This window comes from Moorena sp. SIO1F2, from assembly GCF_010672755.1.
Classification (GTDB): Bacteria; Cyanobacteriota; Cyanobacteriia; order Cyanobacteriales; family Coleofasciculaceae; genus Moorena.
On sequence record NZ_JAAHFV010000142.1, the window covers coordinates 1 to 15,057 of the forward strand.

Sequence of the window (15,057 nt, forward strand, 5' to 3'; positions counted from 1 at the left end):
TCCAAGGGAAATTGTGCAATTAAAGTGCTTAAATCGCCAATATATCCTAATAATAGCGCCGTTTCATATATTTCTCCTTTCTCCAGAATACTTGTTCCCACAACATGCAATAATTTAGCTAGTCTATCATTAATTTTGTCTGTATTTGCTGCTAGTAATGGGTAAACTACCTGCTCATCACCCCTACTGTCTTCAATTGCTTGTATAACCTCTAATAAAAACTCGAATTGGGGATCAGATGTTTTGCGATTTCTCCCCATCAACCGTTGTTTAATAGTTATTAAACAATAATACAACCGCTTTAGAATATTCATTACCAAATTAGACTTATCTAAATCACCCTGGATTCACCAATCTTCAGCCACTGCCAACATTGTCTGCTGCAATCCCTTAGGGAAAGGCCAGAGGCAAGATTTAATACTTATAGCATTTCTCAATAGATTATGACAAGCAATCTTAATTTATCGTAACACCAAACACTCCTCGGATATCTTGACACTGCTCCCTGCTCCTTGTTTCGATCCAGGCTCTATTCATAAATAAACTAAAAATGCTATAATATTTTATACATTATTCTAAAAATTATTGAACACCAACTAAACTAGTAAAACCCATGAATATTGACACAGAAATCTTACAAACAGTGGGTAAAATGCCAGAATCCCTAAAACAAGAACTGCTGCATTATGCCAAGTATCTAATGGAAAACTACTCCCAAGATGTTTCCCCAGAGCAGCATGCTAGCAAGAAACGTCGTTCAGGTATCTTAAAAGGAACCTTTGTGCTACCATTACCTGATGATTTTGATGAACCCTTAGACGATTTTAAGGAATATATGGAATGAGCTCTTTCCTGTTAGACACTCATGCCTTGATCTGGTTATCTGAAAATGACCCAAATTTGCCTAATAAACTAAGAGACATGATTGATGCAGCGGATAGCGTTTATCTGAGTATTGCTAGTCTCTGGGAAATTGCGATTAAGTTGAATCTTGGTAAGTTATCACTGCAACGAAATTATCAAACCATTGAATCTGAACTGCAATCATCAGATATTAGTTTACTACCTATTGCATTTATCGACACCCTGCAAATTTATAATCTACCCCTACATCATCGTGATCCATTTGATAGAATGTTGATTGCTCAAGCCATGAATAGATCTCTGGTTTTGATTAGTCGGGATAATAAATTTGATGCTTATCCAATTCAAAGACTATGGGTTAGTTGACTGACTGATAAAGCTGTAAGCATTCAGCCGTTTACCAAAGGCCACATGCTTACCATTTTAAAGAGCCGCTACGCGATTATCCTACAGATAATCGCTTTTTTTTATTACTCCTAAACCCCAAAAAAAAAATTTTTTAAACCCTTGACAAATAATTTTATAATTATTACAATAATCATTGTAAATCAAAGTTCAACTTTTGAAAGATGCCAGAAGAATTTACTCGCAACTTCAAGAAACAACCTACTCAGCACACTCTGAAAGGTCCTCGTCAATCAGTAATCCATAGTATGCAGATGCTTTATTCATTGGGCTATGCAGAAATCGCAGAGTGGACTCCTCTGGAGCCGACCGATATTCCCGGTGAAGTGATCACTACTATGACCAAGTATTGGTTGTTGCCATAACACCTTAAATTTCTGGGGGGATTTTCCCCCCTTGGCCTTGGGTTTGGTCTGATAGCATAGGATCACATCCGAAAGTTTCGGGTATTTTTCTGACATCAATCAAAAGTTGAACTAGCCGTAGATAGTATTTCTACGGCTATTTTTTTTGTCAGCGGTCAGCGGTCAGCGGTCAGCGGTCAGCCGTCAGCTATATCATAAGGGATGATAAAATTAGTAAAGAGTTTTTCATAGCTATCAGGTAAAGAGGATTTTTTACCTCTTACCTACTCCCGACTCCCGACTCCCGACTCCCGACTCCCGACTCCCTACTCCCTACTCCCTAGCCATTCCACGATTTCCTTAGGTAAGGGAGTTTTAGTTCTAGTCATTGCATTAATACAAACGTGCTTCGTAATTGCCTTGGCCAGTAACTGTTGCGATGAAGAAGCTGTAACAACCTGATAAGCAATCTCAAACTTACTTTCACTCAACTGCTCAGGCATCACGTGAATCAGCAGTGGATCCCCACAAAACATAGGACCCAAGAAGTCCACACTGGCATGAACAATCGGAATTGCCACAGCTGGCTGAGTGAAAAAGGACTTGAGATTAATGCCCGATACATCTAGAGAGGCTTCATAGGCTTCATGGCAGATAGATAAAACATTAGCAAAATAGACTACACCAGCCGCATCCGTATCTGAAAAGCGCACAGTGCGATTATAAGTAAAAGAGATCATACCATTTCACTTATCAGCTATCAGCTATCAGCTATCAGCTATCAGCTATCAGCTGAATGCTTACAAAGTTTCTGCCCATAGCGTAACCTCCTTGAGGTGCTATTGAATAAAATAAGCTGACGGCTGACGGCTGACGGCTGATGGCTGAATGCTTACACAAGTAACAATTAACAATTAACATGAATGGGATTAAACAAAACTACCAAGCAGCAGTATATCTCAACACTGACCTCCAGGGGTCAGGATTCCCAATTCTGTGCCTTCACGGTCATCCCGGCTCAAGTCAGTGCCTTTCGGTTTTTACCCAACATCTATCCCAGAGGTTATGGACTATCAGCCCTGATTTGCGAGGATATGGTAGAAGTCCAGCTGATCGGGATTTTCAGATGACCGACCACCTGATTGACTTGGAATCCCTTCTCGACTACTACCACATTGACCGCTGTTTGATACTAGGTTGGTCTTTAGGGGGAATTTTGGCAATGGAGCTTGCTCTGAAGCTACCTCAGAGAGTCACAGGTTTAATTTTAATCGCCACAGCCGCTCGACCTTGGGGTAATCATCCCCCCATTAGTTGGCAGGATAATCTCTATACCGGGATCGCTTCTGCCTTAAATTGGTTACAACCAGGATGGCAGTGGAATATTGACACATTTGGTAAGCGATCGCTTTTTCGATACCTGATCCAACAACACACAACCAGCACCTACCAATATCTTGCCAACCACACCATATCAGCCTATTTACAGACCTCCCAAGCCGCTACAGAAGCACTAAACGCTGCGATTAGGGCTGGGTATAACCGTTTGCCAGACTTACAGCAGATTCAATGCCCCTCCCTGGTCTTAGCAGGAGCTGCTGATCGCCATATTACCGCAGCATCAAGTCGAGAAACCGCTCAACATCTTAAGGATAGCCAATGGCAATGCTATGACAATACTGCTCACTTGTTTCCTTGGGAAATTCCCGATCAGGTTTTAAAAGATATCGACAACTGGATTAGCAATAATCCCCAAGTTGTCTGTCAGAATTAAGAATGTAGAATGTAGAATTAAGAATTAAGAATGTAGAATGTAGAATTAAGAATTAAGAATTAAAAATTAAGAATTAAGAATTAAGAATTAAAAATTATACTCTCGATTCTCCATTCTCCATTCTCCATTCTCCATTCTCCCTTCTCCATTCTCCCTTCTCCCTTCTCCATTCTCCATTCTCCCTTCTTCATTCTTCCTTCTCCCTTCTCCATTCTCCCTTCTCCCTTCTTCATTCTTCCTTCTCCCTTCTCCCTTCTCCATTCTCCCTTCTCCATTCTTCATTCTTCCTTCTCCCTTCTCCCTTCTCCATTCTCCCTTCTCCCTTCTCCCTTCTCCCTTATTCATTCTTCATTCTTCCTTCTCCCTTCTCCCTTCTCCCTTATTCATTCTTCATTCTTCCTTCTCCCTTCTCCCTTCTCCCTTCTCCCTTCTCCCTTATTCATTCTTAATTCTTAATTCTTAATTCTTAATTCTTAATTCTTAATTCTCCATTCTTCATTCTTCATTCTACATTCAAAGCTGATAGCTGATAGCTGATAGCTGAATGCTTACAGCCACGTCGATAGACTCAGAAGTAGTACCGGAATCAAGAAGAAAACGCTTCCAATATAGACAAAGGCTAAATACTTCCGCTCAGTAGCAACAGCAGCTAAGGTTTCTGCACCCAGGATTGGCATTTGTCTCAAAACAGGAATGCTGTAGATGATCACAACTCCGAGGGTGTTGTAAAGTAGATGCACTGTAGCTATTTCTAGAGCAGGGATTGGGTTTTCCGTTATTCCGGTCGCCGCAAGTAAAGCAGTGATACAGGTTCCGATATTTGCCCCTAGGGTGAAGGGATAAATTTCTTGTAAACTCAATAAACCTGTACCAGCTAGGGGAACGATCAGGCTGGTGGTTGTCGAGGAAGATTGCACAATTACAGTGACTAGTGTCCCAGAAGCAATCCCAGCAATGGGACCGTTACCGATAGCAGTGTGCAACATCTCATTCGCTCGTCCTACCATTAGGGTTTTGAGAAGTTTGCCAATGAAAAAGATGGATAGGAAAATAACACTGATACCTAGGACAATCAGGGCAATACCATTAAATGGTTCTGGTAAAATGTTACTGACAGTTTTAATCCTATCAGTGACTGGAGCAGTGGCAAATTTAATCAGATTAACGTTGTTTAAATTAATCGAGTTTTCCCCCACAACCAGGCTTGTTAAAAACAGACTAATCTTTTCCAGGAAGTGAGTGGTAATTTCCAAAGGTAGGAAGATAACGACACTAATCAGATTGAAAAAGTCGTGGATGGTTGCAGCAGCAAAAGCCTGTTTAAATTCGTCCTTATTTTGAATATGTCCTAAACTAACCAGTGTATTAGTGATGGTGGTGCCAATGTTAGCCCCCATAACCATTGGAACAGCCGTTGCCACTGGCAAACCACCAGCTACTAGACCGACAATAATCGAGGTTACTGTACTTGACGATTGGATTAAAGCAGTTGCTAGGGTACCGACAATTAAGCCAGCAAACGGATTAGTAGCAAACTTGAACAATTCCTTGACTTGCTCCCCAGTAGCTGACCTAAAGCCTGTACCAATTATCCCTACTGCCACAATCAGTAGGTAAACCAAAACCAGAATACCTACCCATTTGTAGAAGGTAACAACAAGCTTGTCTGAGTTCTGAACGCTTTCCATTACTCTACTATAGTGTTTGTATTTGGGTTGTGAACATAGGATTGATAGCAAAAGGGAACAGGGAACAGGGAACAGGGAACAGTACTAAAAAGGGAACAGGGAATAGGGAACAGGGAACAGTACTAAAAAGCTTGTTTTTTTTTGGTAATGAAAAATCAGTAAAATTGTTCATTACCTATTTATAAAAGGGTGCATCTCAATGCATGCTGTTTGACGCGGTGGGTGGAATGGGCATCTTGTTGTGGAACTGGCATCTTGCCAGTTTCCTGCCTCGGACGGACTGTCCCAATACTGGCTACCGATAAAATCAGAGGCTTTCCGTCTTATCACGCACCCTACGCAACTATTCCCTATTCCCTATTCCCTATTCCCTATTCCCTATTCCCTATTCCCTATTCCCGATTCCCGATTCCCTATTCCCTAAAATTACCAAATTAAATCAAGGTAACCAAAAATTAGTGAATAACGTCTGACCAAACTCCCGTACAGTTTTATTAATCTTCCGTGTCACCTGAATATGGAATTCATCAGCATCAACAGGAATAATCTTGGCGAGATTTCCCTGTCTAAAGCGCCTAATCACCAAATTTGCTGCTTCCAAACCGGTAACATACGCCTTTTCCTGAGACCAAGAACCGTGGCGAGTGACAATCCAATCCCCGCTCATAAATACATTTTCAATACTAGTGGTTCGCTGCATCATATACTGATAGCTACCGGGAGCAAAGTGAGTCACCCCTTGCGGTACTCGAATCACACTACTGTCAATCAGATTTGCCTCTCGAAAACCAGAAACACAGGTGCCTAGGTCACGCTGAACTTTCTGGATAATTTGCTGATCACTTAGGGGTAGCAACTGGTTAGCATGGTAAAAGTCTGCTTCAATCACGCTACCAGCTTCATCCCGGTACTCATCGTGCAAAGCATTAAGGTCAAAAAATGTCCAACCCGTGGTTGCATCAAAGCCAAAACAAGCATTAGAGGGATGGCGAATCTCAACTTTGCGGTCAAACCATAGCCTGGTTGATAGCACATCAATTCCCCCTAAATTCATCAGGTTGCGGAATTCCTTGCGGCTTTGGAGCATGGTGCTACTCTGAAGGATTTTCTTCATACCATTGACACTGACAGCAAAAATCACCGCGTCAGCCTCAAAGCATTCATCACCACACATTACCCCTTTGGCCTTGCCTGTGTGGTCTATAATAATGTCATTGACCCGTTTATTGGTAAGTACCTTTCCCCCGGCTTTCTCAATCTGTTCCACCCAGGGTTTAAATATCATCTGTGCTACCGTTCCTCGGCACCAGACCACATCAAAGTCCGGTTGGTGAGCCAAAATGAAGTAATACAGCATTCCTAGGGCTGCTGCGGCTGAACATTGTTCTCCTGGAGCAAATAAACCCACTAACAGCATGGGCTCAAAGGAATCCTTGTACAGTCGTGCCGAAACCCCAAACTGTTTAAATAATTCACGGGCGCTTACCGAGTCATACCTAGTCCATGCCTGGTGGGAATTATCGAAGTCAACAACAGCATAGAGTAGGGGTAAGGCAGAGAGTCGATCAATCAGGGGTAAGCGTTTGAAGTCGGTGTAGAGGAAGGTTCCTAGGGGCGTCGGAAGTCGTGGTTGATTTTGAAAGATAGGGGATTCGACTTCTAATCCAGCAGGGGAATACTGAGAAGAACGGGTGAAAGGAGTGAAAGGATTGAGTCGGAGTTCCTTTACCAGGTTGAAAATGTTGTGATAGGGATACCAGAAACCATGAATTCCCCCTTCTACAGAACGTCCACCCGCTGTTTTCCATCCTGCCACTAAACCACCGGCATAGGAACTTGCTTCTAGGAGAGTGACATCGTAACCTTGTTTGGCTAAGTGGTGAGTTGCGCCTAAGCCTGCCCATCCAGCACCCACTACAACTACTCGTTTTATTTCTGAGAATTCTGACATTGACCTTTTCTTGAGTTTATTGATAACTCTTTTTTCAGGATCGCACAACTATGAAGTTATGTTAAGGTAATTCTGTGATCGGTCATGGGATCCTCCAAAAGAGCCCCTAGGCGAACGCATTGGCACAATCCTAAATACAGCAGTGGCTATTACCCATTACCCATTCCCCTCCAAAAAAAAAGCGGCTGCAACCATTGTCACAACCGCCACTGTACATCAACTGGGAGGAAATCCTAGAGACATATGTCAAAAACTGTCCAAGATGTTTGACAAGCTCTAGTAAAGCTACGTTACTTACTTACTACAAGGTGTCTTCCACAGATTCCCGAAAATTTGATCAGAAATTTTTGGGAATTGGGAAACATCACTGCTTAGCTTAGGTGTTAGGTATTAGGTGTTAGGTGTTAGGTGTTAGGTGTTAGGTATTAATACTTGACTTCAATTGTTTTTTTTTAACACTAAGTAATTATTTAGTGTATTTTAATGTTTCCTATTAACTATTAAGTGTTTTATATTCTAGGTTATAAAGTTAATCCGAGTTTCTAGTCCCTCGTTATTAACACATAATAACTAAACTGTCAACAGCTGAATACTGGGTTAGTCTTAACCAAAACTCCGAGTATCCTGGAGTAGTTCAGATTAGAGACCTAAGGCTGACCCTGCATAAGATATGCATACCTGTTTGAAAATAGTATTTTCGGAGAAAGGCAATATCAGCAAAGGCGGAGCGATCGCATTATGACTCAACTATATGAGCAGCTCAACCAGCTAGTGACCGCAGCATGTAGTCATCCACCTGGAAGCGCTCACCGTCAAAGAAACTTAACAAAAATTATTCGTTTAGTCACTAAGAAGCTTTGGCAAGAACATACTCCCTACTATCAAGACGCACTCCAACAAACCTGGATTTACTTTTGCCAGAATATTTGCGAAGGCAAAACCGGTAATCCCTACGACTCTAGCCGTGGCAGTGTGATCACTTGGCTCAATTTCTACTTGAAGAAACGACTCCAAGACTTTCGCATCAAGACTATAGACGGACAAGGTAAGACAGTATCTTCTAGCAAGGGTAAAAATGGTCAAAATGTTGACCCGCTCAATAGTGTGGCCGCTCCACCCGACGTGCCTACCTTACTCGAAGATGTCAGGGAATGGGTGGAAAGGGCGGCTGTTGATAGTGATCTACGCACTACCCATATCAAAGGTAATCCAGAGGTCACCTGCCAAGTCTTAATTTGGCGACGCTTGCCTCCAGAAACTAGCTGGAAAACCCTATCAGAAGAGTTTAATGTATCAATTTCTACATTAAGTAGCTTTTATCAGCGACAATGTTTGCCCCGTTTGCGTAAATTTGGAGAATCGGAAGGATATCTATAATAGGAGGTTCCTTAAAAAGACTTACCTTAACATTAACTTTCTTCAGTCAAGGTGTTCACATCAGTACAGAAACACAATTCCTATGACCTACAACACCCATAACCTAGAACAATTTGCCCTTCCTCTGCCCATTACTCAGAATGCACGCAGGAGTGCTGAGCAATTTGCTAGGCAACAGCCTACCCCTGAAAAAGCTGAGCAAGTTCGACTCAACACCTTGGCTGTCTTGCTTGTCAATGATTACATGCAAATGATGGGGATGACTACAGATTTAAAAGCCTCAGACAGCTGGAACCCTATTATACGCCTGTTAGCTAATGTGGCAGACTTGGAAGTATCCGGTATCGGTCGTATCGAATGCCGACCGATCAAAGTCCAAGATTCCGTCTGCCATATTCCCCCCGAAGTTTGGTGTGATCGGATTGGCTATGTAGTTGTTCAGATTAATGAACAATCCTCGGAGGGGACAGTGTTGGGATTTACTCCAACTGCTGATACCGAAGAGTTACCCATTAGCCAACTACAACCTGTTGATGATTTAATCGATCACTTCCATCAACCTATCTCACAGGTAGTCCAAAGAACAAAGGTAAACTTGAGTCAATGGTTAAACAATGTGGTTGAAACTGGTTGGCAAACTCTCGAAAGCTTGGAAAACTTTTTAAACCCACCCGAACCAATGTTCGCTTTCCGCTCTGTTGGTCTAGAGTCAACTGAAGCATTACCCCTAGAGGAAAATCTTGATGTGGGGATTAGGCGGGCTAAGTTGATTGACTTAGGGCTATTGCTAGCGGGTTCCCCCGTGGCTTTGGTGGTGGAACTTGTCCCAGAATCTGAACTCAAGCAAAATATTCGCCTCAAGGTATATCCCACTGGCAGTAAAACCTATTTGCCTCCCCACCTCACACTCACTGTGCTGGATGCATCCGGAACAGTGTTTCTCGAAGCCCAAGCCAGACAAATCGATAATTACATTCAATTGCAGTTCAGTGGTGTACCAGGAGAGCAATTTAGTGTCGAAGTTGCCCTTGACGATGCCAGGATTATTGAGGATTTTACCATCTGAACCCGTACCGTGGTCTACCGCCAATCTAAGAATTACCGAATTTAGCCATCGACACACCACTGAAAGCGTTATAATTCAAAGTCCTTCAGATTACGGGGATAGATCGGTTATCTGGTGTCTTTTTTGAGATCAGTTTTGAGATCAGTCAGTGGTCAATCCTAAGGCACCGATACACCCTCTATAAACCTCTATCAACCTCTATAAATAGGTAAAATGAGGGGACAAATCACATCTGCAACACAAGTGATCCATGACCAATGACCAATAACACGCGCAGTATTGGGAAATTAGTTGTCTTAAAGATAGGAAATGGTTGTTTTGACCAAGGGTTTCCAGTCACTTTACAGATTTTGGAAGAGGGCAAAAGCCCTTTGTTGGAAATCACTGGCAGGCTACCTCCTGCTCCTGAAATTCTGCAATCGTGCCAAAGTTGGACAACGAGTTATCACAGTTTGGGGTTACGTTCCCGTCTAGAAGCATCAGTGGTACAAGTGACCAATGTATCTAAACTGGAACGGTGCTACAATGCTGCCCAAGTATTAGGCGATCGCTTAAATGCTTGGCTATCCTCAGAGCCATTTCGACCGATTAAGGAGAAATTACTCGAACAACTATTACCCTCGGATGAAATTCGTCTCATTATTCAAACCGAGAACAGTTGTTTACGGCGACTGCCCTGGCATCTGTGGGATTTTTGGGAACGCTATTCCAAGGCAGAAATTGCTTTAAGTGCCTTAAAGTTTGAACCAGTCACTCTAAATCCCAAGCCCCACGCCAAGGTGAGAATTTTAGCAATTATTGGCAATAGTTTTGGTATTGATACCGAAGCAGATCAGAAGTTGCTAGAGGAATTACCTGATGCTCAGATCAAGTTTCTCATAGAACCCAAGCGCCAGCAAGTCCATGAAGCCCTTTGGGAGCAATGCTGGGATATCCTCTTTTTTGCTGGTCATAGTTCCAGTCAAAACAATGATGAAACGGGTCACATTTATATTAATAAAACCGATAGTTTAACCATTAATCAGTTAAAGTTTGGCTTAAAAAGAGCAATTGGAAAAGGCTTAAAAATAGCGATTTTTAATTCTTGTGATGGCTTGGGTTTAGCCTCAAATCTGGCTAATTTACAGATTCCCCAAATTGTTGTGATGCGAGAACCGGTACCTGACCGGGTTTCACAGGAATTTTTGAAATATTTTTTAACCGCTTTTGCTCGGGGGCAGTCCTTCTATTTAGCAGTGCGGGAAGCTAGGGAACGATTACAAGGGATAGAAGATGAGTTTCCTTGTGCAACTTGGTTACCGATAATTTGTCAGAATCCCGCCGCCCCGCCACCGACTTGGAAAGGGTTGATAGATAACCCTGTCCCACCTCCACCTATACCTCCACCTCCACCTCCACCTGTACGTCCTAAGCTGAGCTTGCTCCAGGTATTAGTGAGCAGTTTAGTAATTACATGCTTCTTGATAGTTATACAGCAGCTCAGTTTACTCCAAGGTTTGGAATTGAAAGCCTTCGACCACCTGATTAATAGAAGACCAGCGGAGTTTCCTGATTCCCGTATTATAGTGGTAGAGGTTACTGAAGAAGATATTAAAGCTCAGCAGTCGGATTTAAGACCAGGTACCTCCTTATCAGACCGATCACTCAAACAACTATTAGAAATACTTAATTCCTCTCAAGCCAAAGTAATTGGCCTAGATATTCATCGTGATTTTCCTGTAGCCCCAGACTACCAAGATTTGGGAACGCTCCTAGAGCAAACCGAGAATTTAGTTACGGTCTGCAAAGCCAGTAACGAAGAGGATCAAGGAATTTCACCGCCCCCAGAAGTTCCGAAACAAAACTTGGCCTTTAGTGATGTTGTAGGTGACCCAGACGGGGTGATCCGTCGCCATCTGTTGGCCTTTAACCCTGATCCCACATCAGTTTGTAGTGCTTCCTATGCTCTGAGTACCCAGTTGGCCATGCGGTATCTAGTGGCAGAGGAAATATCTCCCACCTACACAGATCAAGGATATTTACAGCTAGGTGATGTAGTCTTTACACCCTTAACCCATCATACTGGCAGTTATCATAACCTGGATGCCTGGGGACACCAAATCATGCTGAATTACCGTTTTCACCAATCTCCAGAAGATTTTGTGCCCCAAGTCACTCTCTCTCAAGTTCTAAACGGTAAGATCAATGGTGATGCCTTCAAGGGAAGAATTGTTCTGATTGGCGTTACTGCTCCCAGCCGTGAGGATTATTTTTTTACACCCTATAGTAAAGGTAATGAAATAGAGGATCAAACACCAGGAGTGATTCTCCATGCCCACATGGTAAGTCAGATTATAAGTGCTGTTTTAGATCAGCGACCCCTGATACGGGATTGGCCTACATGGCGTGAAGTAGTGTGGATTTGGGGTTGGTGCCTAACGGCTGGTCTGGTGTGTTGGCGCTGTAAATCCTCCCTACGTTTGGGTGTGTTGCTGTTGGCTCTATCGATTCTCTACGGCTCCTGCTTAGGTCTTTTGAAACAAGGGTATTGGGTACCATTAGTCCCCTCAGCATTGGCTGTGGTGGTTATTGGTGGTTTTATTGTTCTCTATGATCAACCCTCACCACATCGTCTAAAAGTGGTGAAGTAATCTTAGAATTAAGAATTAAGAATTAAGAATTAAGAATTAAGAATTAAGAATTAAGAATTTAGAATTTAGAATTAAGAATTCAGTAAGCCTGTTTCTTATACTGATCAGGTATATTCAAGTTTCTTACCCTGACTCCCGACTCCCGATTCCCGATTCCCGACTCCCCTACTGCTATGGAACTGCAAGCATTACCCGTAACCTACACTGACATAGAAGCTGCCGCCAAACGCCTATCGGGGAATGCCCATCAAACCCCAGTCCATACCTCCAGAACGGTCAACCAGCTCACCAATGCTCAAGTCTTCTTTAAATGCGAAAACTTCCAACGTATTGGTGCCTTTAAGTTTCGAGGGGCTTATAACGCTCTGTCACAACTATCTGAAGCACAAAAACAGCGAGGGGTTCTCACCTTTTCTTCTGGTAATCATGGCCAAGCGATCGCATTATCTGGCACTATCCTCGGTATCCCCACCACTGTAGTGATGCCCAAAGATGCCCCAGCGGTCAAGCAAGCCGCTACCCGTGGCTATGGTGCTGAAGTAATTTTATATGATCGCGCTGAATTGAGACGGGAAGCATTAGCCGAAGAGTTATCACGCGATCGCAAACTCACCATCATTCCTCCCTACGATCACCCCCACATTATTGCTGGACAAGGTACTACTGCCAAAGAACTCCTAGAACAAGTCGGTTCACTGGATCTGTTACTGGTGTGTTGTGGTGGTGGTGGCTTACTCTCAGGATGTGCGATCGCAACCAAAACCCTATGTCCTAATTGCCGTGTGATTGGTGTAGAACCAGCACAGGCCGATGATGCCACCCGTTCCTTCCATAGCAAAATCCTCCAAACTGTTGACAATCCCAACACTATTGCTGACGGAGCCAGAACTCCCAGCCTCGGCAAACTTACCTTTCCCCTAGTCCTTCATTACGTTGATGACATGGTAACTGTATCGGAAGCTGCGATTATCCGTACCATGTTTTTCCTCTGGGAACGGCTAAAAATTGTAGTTGAGCCCACTGGTGCCTTAGCTGCTGCTGCCCTACTTGAAGGGATTATTAAAATGCCCAATGCTCGGATTGGTGTCATTATCAGTGGTGGCAATGTCGATTTGAAACAAATTGGTCAATTGACTGGAAAATAGATCTTATATCATGTTCGGTTGAAAACTTATAAAAGTAGGTAATAGGGAACAGGGAACAGCGGATCTGGGAACAGGGGATGACGAGGGAAATTACCTCCGAAAAGTCAGCTATGTTTTTTTTTATAAATGATTATCTGAACATGGTATAATCCCTGTTCTGTCACTTTCCGCAATCAAATTAAGAACTGGGAGATTTCTAGCGTTTTCCAGCCTAATGATGTACACAGATTTTTTTTTTTTACGTGTTGCCTGTTACCTATTCCCTGTTACTTGCTTACTTGTTCCCTATTCCCTATTCCCTATTCCCTGTTCCCTAAAACCCAAATGTACCTCACCTAATTGAAAACCGCTATACCATTAATGAATAATGCCAAGATGACATACTTTGAACAAGAGGATATCCTTCACCTTACCCTGTCTGATGAACCAGAAGCAGGTAGTGTCGAAATTAGTCCTAACATTACCGCCGAACTCAATGAAGCAGGAGAATTAATTGGAATAGAGATTATCCAAGCAAGTTTCTTCATCCGAGACGCGATTCTAGAATCAGCCCAGGGGAAGCTCTTGAATCTTTCGGCTAAGCATTCAGCTTAGGGACTTGCGTGTAAAAAAAATACCAATTAAAGTAGGGTGGGCAAAGTTATCTTATCTAGAAGACTCATTTTAACCAAAATGTTTTTGCCCACCCTACAAGCTAAAATCTGGTCTTTTATTTTTTGGCTACTTGCGTGTAAAAAAAATACCAATTAAAGTAGGGTGGGCAAAGTTATCTTATCTAGAAGACTCATTTTAACCAAAATGTTTTTGCCCACCCTACAAGCTGAATGCTTACCAAACCACACCAAGTATAGGAAACTTACTTACTTGCTATCTCAGATTTTTGGTTTAAATCTTCCACTAACTTTACTATATCACCATTAGTCTCTGCCCATGACTCCCGCTCATTCCTAACTTTACCGAGGTGGGATTCAACATTGTCTGGTGTAATTAGAACACCAAAATCCTCTGGAACAGTGTGAGCTTGATAACTGAATAGGCGATTCAGGATTAGATCACCTACTTCTTCGCGATAATGAGAGCTATCCCAATAGTTTTTCATCTCTTCGCTAATCGCTTCTGTGGTAATGCTGTTATAGCCAGAGAAATCCCACACTGGTGTAATCTCCACTAACCGACGTTTCCATTCTTCAAACACTGGCCACAGTCTGGTAACCCGAAGACTTTCCCATTGAGTAGCATGGGATGGTGATATAAATACTTTTAGCTCTATCCCTTTTTCCTTACAGGTATCGACAATGTCTTGAAGATCATTCAAAAAACTATCGGAAAGTCGATACTCTTTATAATAGCCCTCACTTGTCATTAAGCCCTTGAGCATCTCCTGAAACCCTGCTGGTAAAGGTTTCTTGGGCTTATTGTTATAAATAAAACGCCTACCATTGGCATCATAGAGAAAGTAAGCCTTTGAATTGATACTAGAACTTAGAGTGGCTCTACTAGCATTAAGCGCGTTTAGGGATAGGGTCGAATTAATCAACTCTTGCAGGGGAATAGTTTCTTGATTAATAAGACTTTCCTTAAAATCTGGAGCATTAGTTTTCAAGTCATTGAACATGAAAAAGTCAATACCAATCACAACGGTTTTTAAATCCGGTTGATTAGTTAGAGCATGGTCAAAATAACGTTTAACTTCATACATATTTGGACCAACTAGTGCCAAATTGTATCCGGACTTTCCTGGTTCCAGTCCTGGGTGGTTTGGGTTAAGTCCCAGGTCAGTTCGTGATGAACCCAAAATCGTTTTGTTAGGTTC

Annotated in this window: 18 protein-coding genes; 11 read left to right on the top strand and 7 right to left on the bottom strand. The window is 42.5% G+C overall.

The genetic code is table 11. From position 1 onward, the window contains the following. A partial coding sequence (locus F6J94_RS17520; protein WP_367142229.1) for a hypothetical protein occupies positions 1–260 on the bottom strand: 260 nt, incomplete at its 3' end. 353 nt (positions 261–613) lie between these two features. Here F6J94_RS17520 and F6J94_RS17525 point away from each other — a divergent pair. The 3 genes from F6J94_RS17525 to F6J94_RS17535 all read left to right on the top strand — a co-directional run bounded on the left by F6J94_RS17525 (position 614) and on the right by F6J94_RS17535 (position 1,634). After that, positions 614–844 (top strand): DUF2281 domain-containing protein, encoded by a 231-nt coding sequence (locus F6J94_RS17525; protein ID WP_293020069.1) that lies wholly within the window; start codon positions 614–616, stop codon positions 842–844. Then, positions 841–1,230: a type II toxin-antitoxin system VapC family toxin gene (locus F6J94_RS17530; RefSeq protein ID WP_293042762.1), complete on the top strand. Its 390-nt coding sequence runs from the start codon at positions 841–843 to the stop codon at positions 1,228–1,230. The genes F6J94_RS17525 and F6J94_RS17530 overlap by 4 nt, the downstream gene beginning before the upstream one ends. A gap of 203 nt (positions 1,231–1,433) precedes the next feature. Next, the gene (locus F6J94_RS17535; RefSeq protein WP_293042764.1) at positions 1,434–1,634 is read left to right on the top strand and encodes a hypothetical protein; all 201 of its coding nucleotides are present in this window, start codon (positions 1,434–1,436) and stop codon (positions 1,632–1,634) included. A gap of 305 nt (positions 1,635–1,939) precedes the next feature. On the opposite strand, the gene F6J94_RS17540 is transcribed toward F6J94_RS17535, so the two are convergent. Then, a complete protein-coding gene (locus tag F6J94_RS17540) occupies positions 1,940–2,353 on the bottom strand; it encodes an acyl-CoA thioesterase (protein WP_367142230.1) in 414 nt (137 codons plus the stop codon). Between the two features lie 179 nt (positions 2,354–2,532). Here F6J94_RS17540 and F6J94_RS17545 point away from each other — a divergent pair, with 179 nt between their 5' ends. Beyond that, on the top strand, positions 2,533–3,387 hold the full coding sequence (locus F6J94_RS17545) for an alpha/beta hydrolase (RefSeq protein WP_293042766.1): 855 nt from the start codon (positions 2,533–2,535) through the stop codon (positions 3,385–3,387). 87 nt (positions 3,388–3,474) lie between these two features. Here F6J94_RS17545 and F6J94_RS17550 read toward each other — a convergent pair whose 3' ends face one another. The 3 genes from F6J94_RS17550 to F6J94_RS17560 form a co-directional block, all read right to left on the bottom strand. Next, positions 3,475–3,732: a hypothetical protein gene (locus tag F6J94_RS17550; RefSeq protein ID WP_293042768.1), complete on the bottom strand. Its 258-nt coding sequence runs from the start codon at positions 3,730–3,732 to the stop codon at positions 3,475–3,477. Between the two features lie 203 nt (positions 3,733–3,935). Further along, a complete protein-coding gene (locus F6J94_RS17555; RefSeq protein ID WP_293042770.1) occupies positions 3,936–5,075 on the bottom strand; it encodes a Na/Pi symporter in 1,140 nt (379 codons plus the stop codon). Between the two features lie 7 nt (positions 5,076–5,082). Next, entirely contained in the window at positions 5,083–5,247 is a 165-nt protein-coding gene (locus F6J94_RS17560) for a hypothetical protein (RefSeq protein ID WP_293042772.1), read from the bottom strand. Positions 5,248–5,330: 83 nt separating this feature from the next. On the opposite strand from F6J94_RS17560, the gene F6J94_RS17565 reads away from it, so the two are divergent. Next, positions 5,331–5,513, top strand: coding sequence for a hypothetical protein (locus F6J94_RS17565; RefSeq protein WP_293042774.1), 183 nt, complete (start codon positions 5,331–5,333; stop codon positions 5,511–5,513). Position 5,514: 1 nt separating this feature from the next. Here F6J94_RS17565 and F6J94_RS17570 read toward each other — a convergent pair whose 3' ends face one another. Next, positions 5,515–7,026 (bottom strand): FAD-dependent oxidoreductase, encoded by a 1,512-nt coding sequence (locus F6J94_RS17570; protein ID WP_293042777.1) that lies wholly within the window; start codon positions 7,024–7,026, stop codon positions 5,515–5,517. A 738-nt stretch (positions 7,027–7,764) separates the two neighbouring features. On the opposite strand from F6J94_RS17570, the gene F6J94_RS17575 reads away from it, so the two are divergent. From F6J94_RS17575 to F6J94_RS17600, 6 genes are all read left to right on the top strand, one after another. Then, complete coding sequence (locus F6J94_RS17575) at positions 7,765–8,403, top strand: sigma-70 family RNA polymerase sigma factor (RefSeq protein ID WP_293020060.1); 639 nt, start codon at positions 7,765–7,767, stop codon at positions 8,401–8,403. A gap of 82 nt (positions 8,404–8,485) precedes the next feature. Beyond that, positions 8,486–9,469 carry a DUF1822 family protein gene (locus tag F6J94_RS17580; RefSeq protein ID WP_293042779.1) on the top strand — a complete coding sequence of 328 codons (984 nt, stop codon included), beginning with the start codon at positions 8,486–8,488 and terminating at the stop codon, positions 9,467–9,469. Positions 9,470–9,726: 257 nt separating this feature from the next. Then, positions 9,727–12,099, top strand: coding sequence for a CHASE2 domain-containing protein (locus F6J94_RS17585; protein WP_293042781.1), 2,373 nt, complete (start codon positions 9,727–9,729; stop codon positions 12,097–12,099). A gap of 173 nt (positions 12,100–12,272) precedes the next feature. After that, the gene (locus F6J94_RS17590; protein ID WP_293042783.1) at positions 12,273–13,244 is read left to right on the top strand and encodes a threo-3-hydroxy-L-aspartate ammonia-lyase; all 972 of its coding nucleotides are present in this window, start codon (positions 12,273–12,275) and stop codon (positions 13,242–13,244) included. 214 nt (positions 13,245–13,458) lie between these two features. Further along, positions 13,459–13,587 carry a hypothetical protein gene (locus tag F6J94_RS17595; protein ID WP_293042785.1) on the top strand — a complete coding sequence of 43 codons (129 nt, stop codon included), beginning with the start codon at positions 13,459–13,461 and terminating at the stop codon, positions 13,585–13,587. A gap of 17 nt (positions 13,588–13,604) precedes the next feature. Further along, a complete protein-coding gene (locus F6J94_RS17600; RefSeq protein WP_293042787.1) occupies positions 13,605–13,838 on the top strand; it encodes a DUF2283 domain-containing protein in 234 nt (77 codons plus the stop codon). Positions 13,839–14,100: 262 nt separating this feature from the next. On the opposite strand, the gene F6J94_RS17605 is transcribed toward F6J94_RS17600, so the two are convergent. Beyond that, positions 14,101–15,057, bottom strand: a 957-nt coding sequence (locus F6J94_RS17605; RefSeq protein WP_293042794.1) for a hypothetical protein, incomplete at its 5' end; no start/stop codon positions are given.

Bases quoted from the DNA above. Each gene is read 5' to 3' on its own strand.
- F6J94_RS17525 (WP_293020069.1), top strand. From the start codon at position 614: ATGAATATTGACACAGAAATCTTACAAACAGTGGGTAAAATGCCAGAA.
- F6J94_RS17530 (WP_293042762.1), top strand. From the start codon at position 841: ATGAGCTCTTTCCTGTTAGACACTCATGCCTTGATCTGGTTATCTGAA.
- F6J94_RS17535 (WP_293042764.1), top strand. From the start codon at position 1,434: ATGCCAGAAGAATTTACTCGCAACTTCAAGAAACAACCTACTCAGCAC.
- F6J94_RS17540 (WP_367142230.1), bottom strand. From the start codon at position 2,353: ATGATCTCTTTTACTTATAATCGCACTGTGCGCTTTTCAGATACGGAT.
- F6J94_RS17545 (WP_293042766.1), top strand. From the start codon at position 2,533: ATGAATGGGATTAAACAAAACTACCAAGCAGCAGTATATCTCAACACT.
- F6J94_RS17550 (WP_293042768.1), bottom strand. From the start codon at position 3,732: ATGAATAAGGGAGAAGGGAGAAGGGAGAAGGGAGAATGGAGAAGGGAG.
- F6J94_RS17555 (WP_293042770.1), bottom strand. From the start codon at position 5,075: ATGGAAAGCGTTCAGAACTCAGACAAGCTTGTTGTTACCTTCTACAAA.
- F6J94_RS17560 (WP_293042772.1), bottom strand. From the start codon at position 5,247: ATGAACAATTTTACTGATTTTTCATTACCAAAAAAAAACAAGCTTTTT.
- F6J94_RS17570 (WP_293042777.1), bottom strand. From the start codon at position 7,026: ATGTCAGAATTCTCAGAAATAAAACGAGTAGTTGTAGTGGGTGCTGGA.
- F6J94_RS17575 (WP_293020060.1), top strand. From the start codon at position 7,765: ATGACTCAACTATATGAGCAGCTCAACCAGCTAGTGACCGCAGCATGT.
- F6J94_RS17580 (WP_293042779.1), top strand. From the start codon at position 8,486: ATGACCTACAACACCCATAACCTAGAACAATTTGCCCTTCCTCTGCCC.
- F6J94_RS17585 (WP_293042781.1), top strand. From the start codon at position 9,727: ATGACCAATAACACGCGCAGTATTGGGAAATTAGTTGTCTTAAAGATA.
- F6J94_RS17590 (WP_293042783.1), top strand. From the start codon at position 12,273: ATGGAACTGCAAGCATTACCCGTAACCTACACTGACATAGAAGCTGCC.
- F6J94_RS17595 (WP_293042785.1), top strand. From the start codon at position 13,459: ATGATGTACACAGATTTTTTTTTTTTACGTGTTGCCTGTTACCTATTC.
- F6J94_RS17600 (WP_293042787.1), top strand. From the start codon at position 13,605: ATGAATAATGCCAAGATGACATACTTTGAACAAGAGGATATCCTTCAC.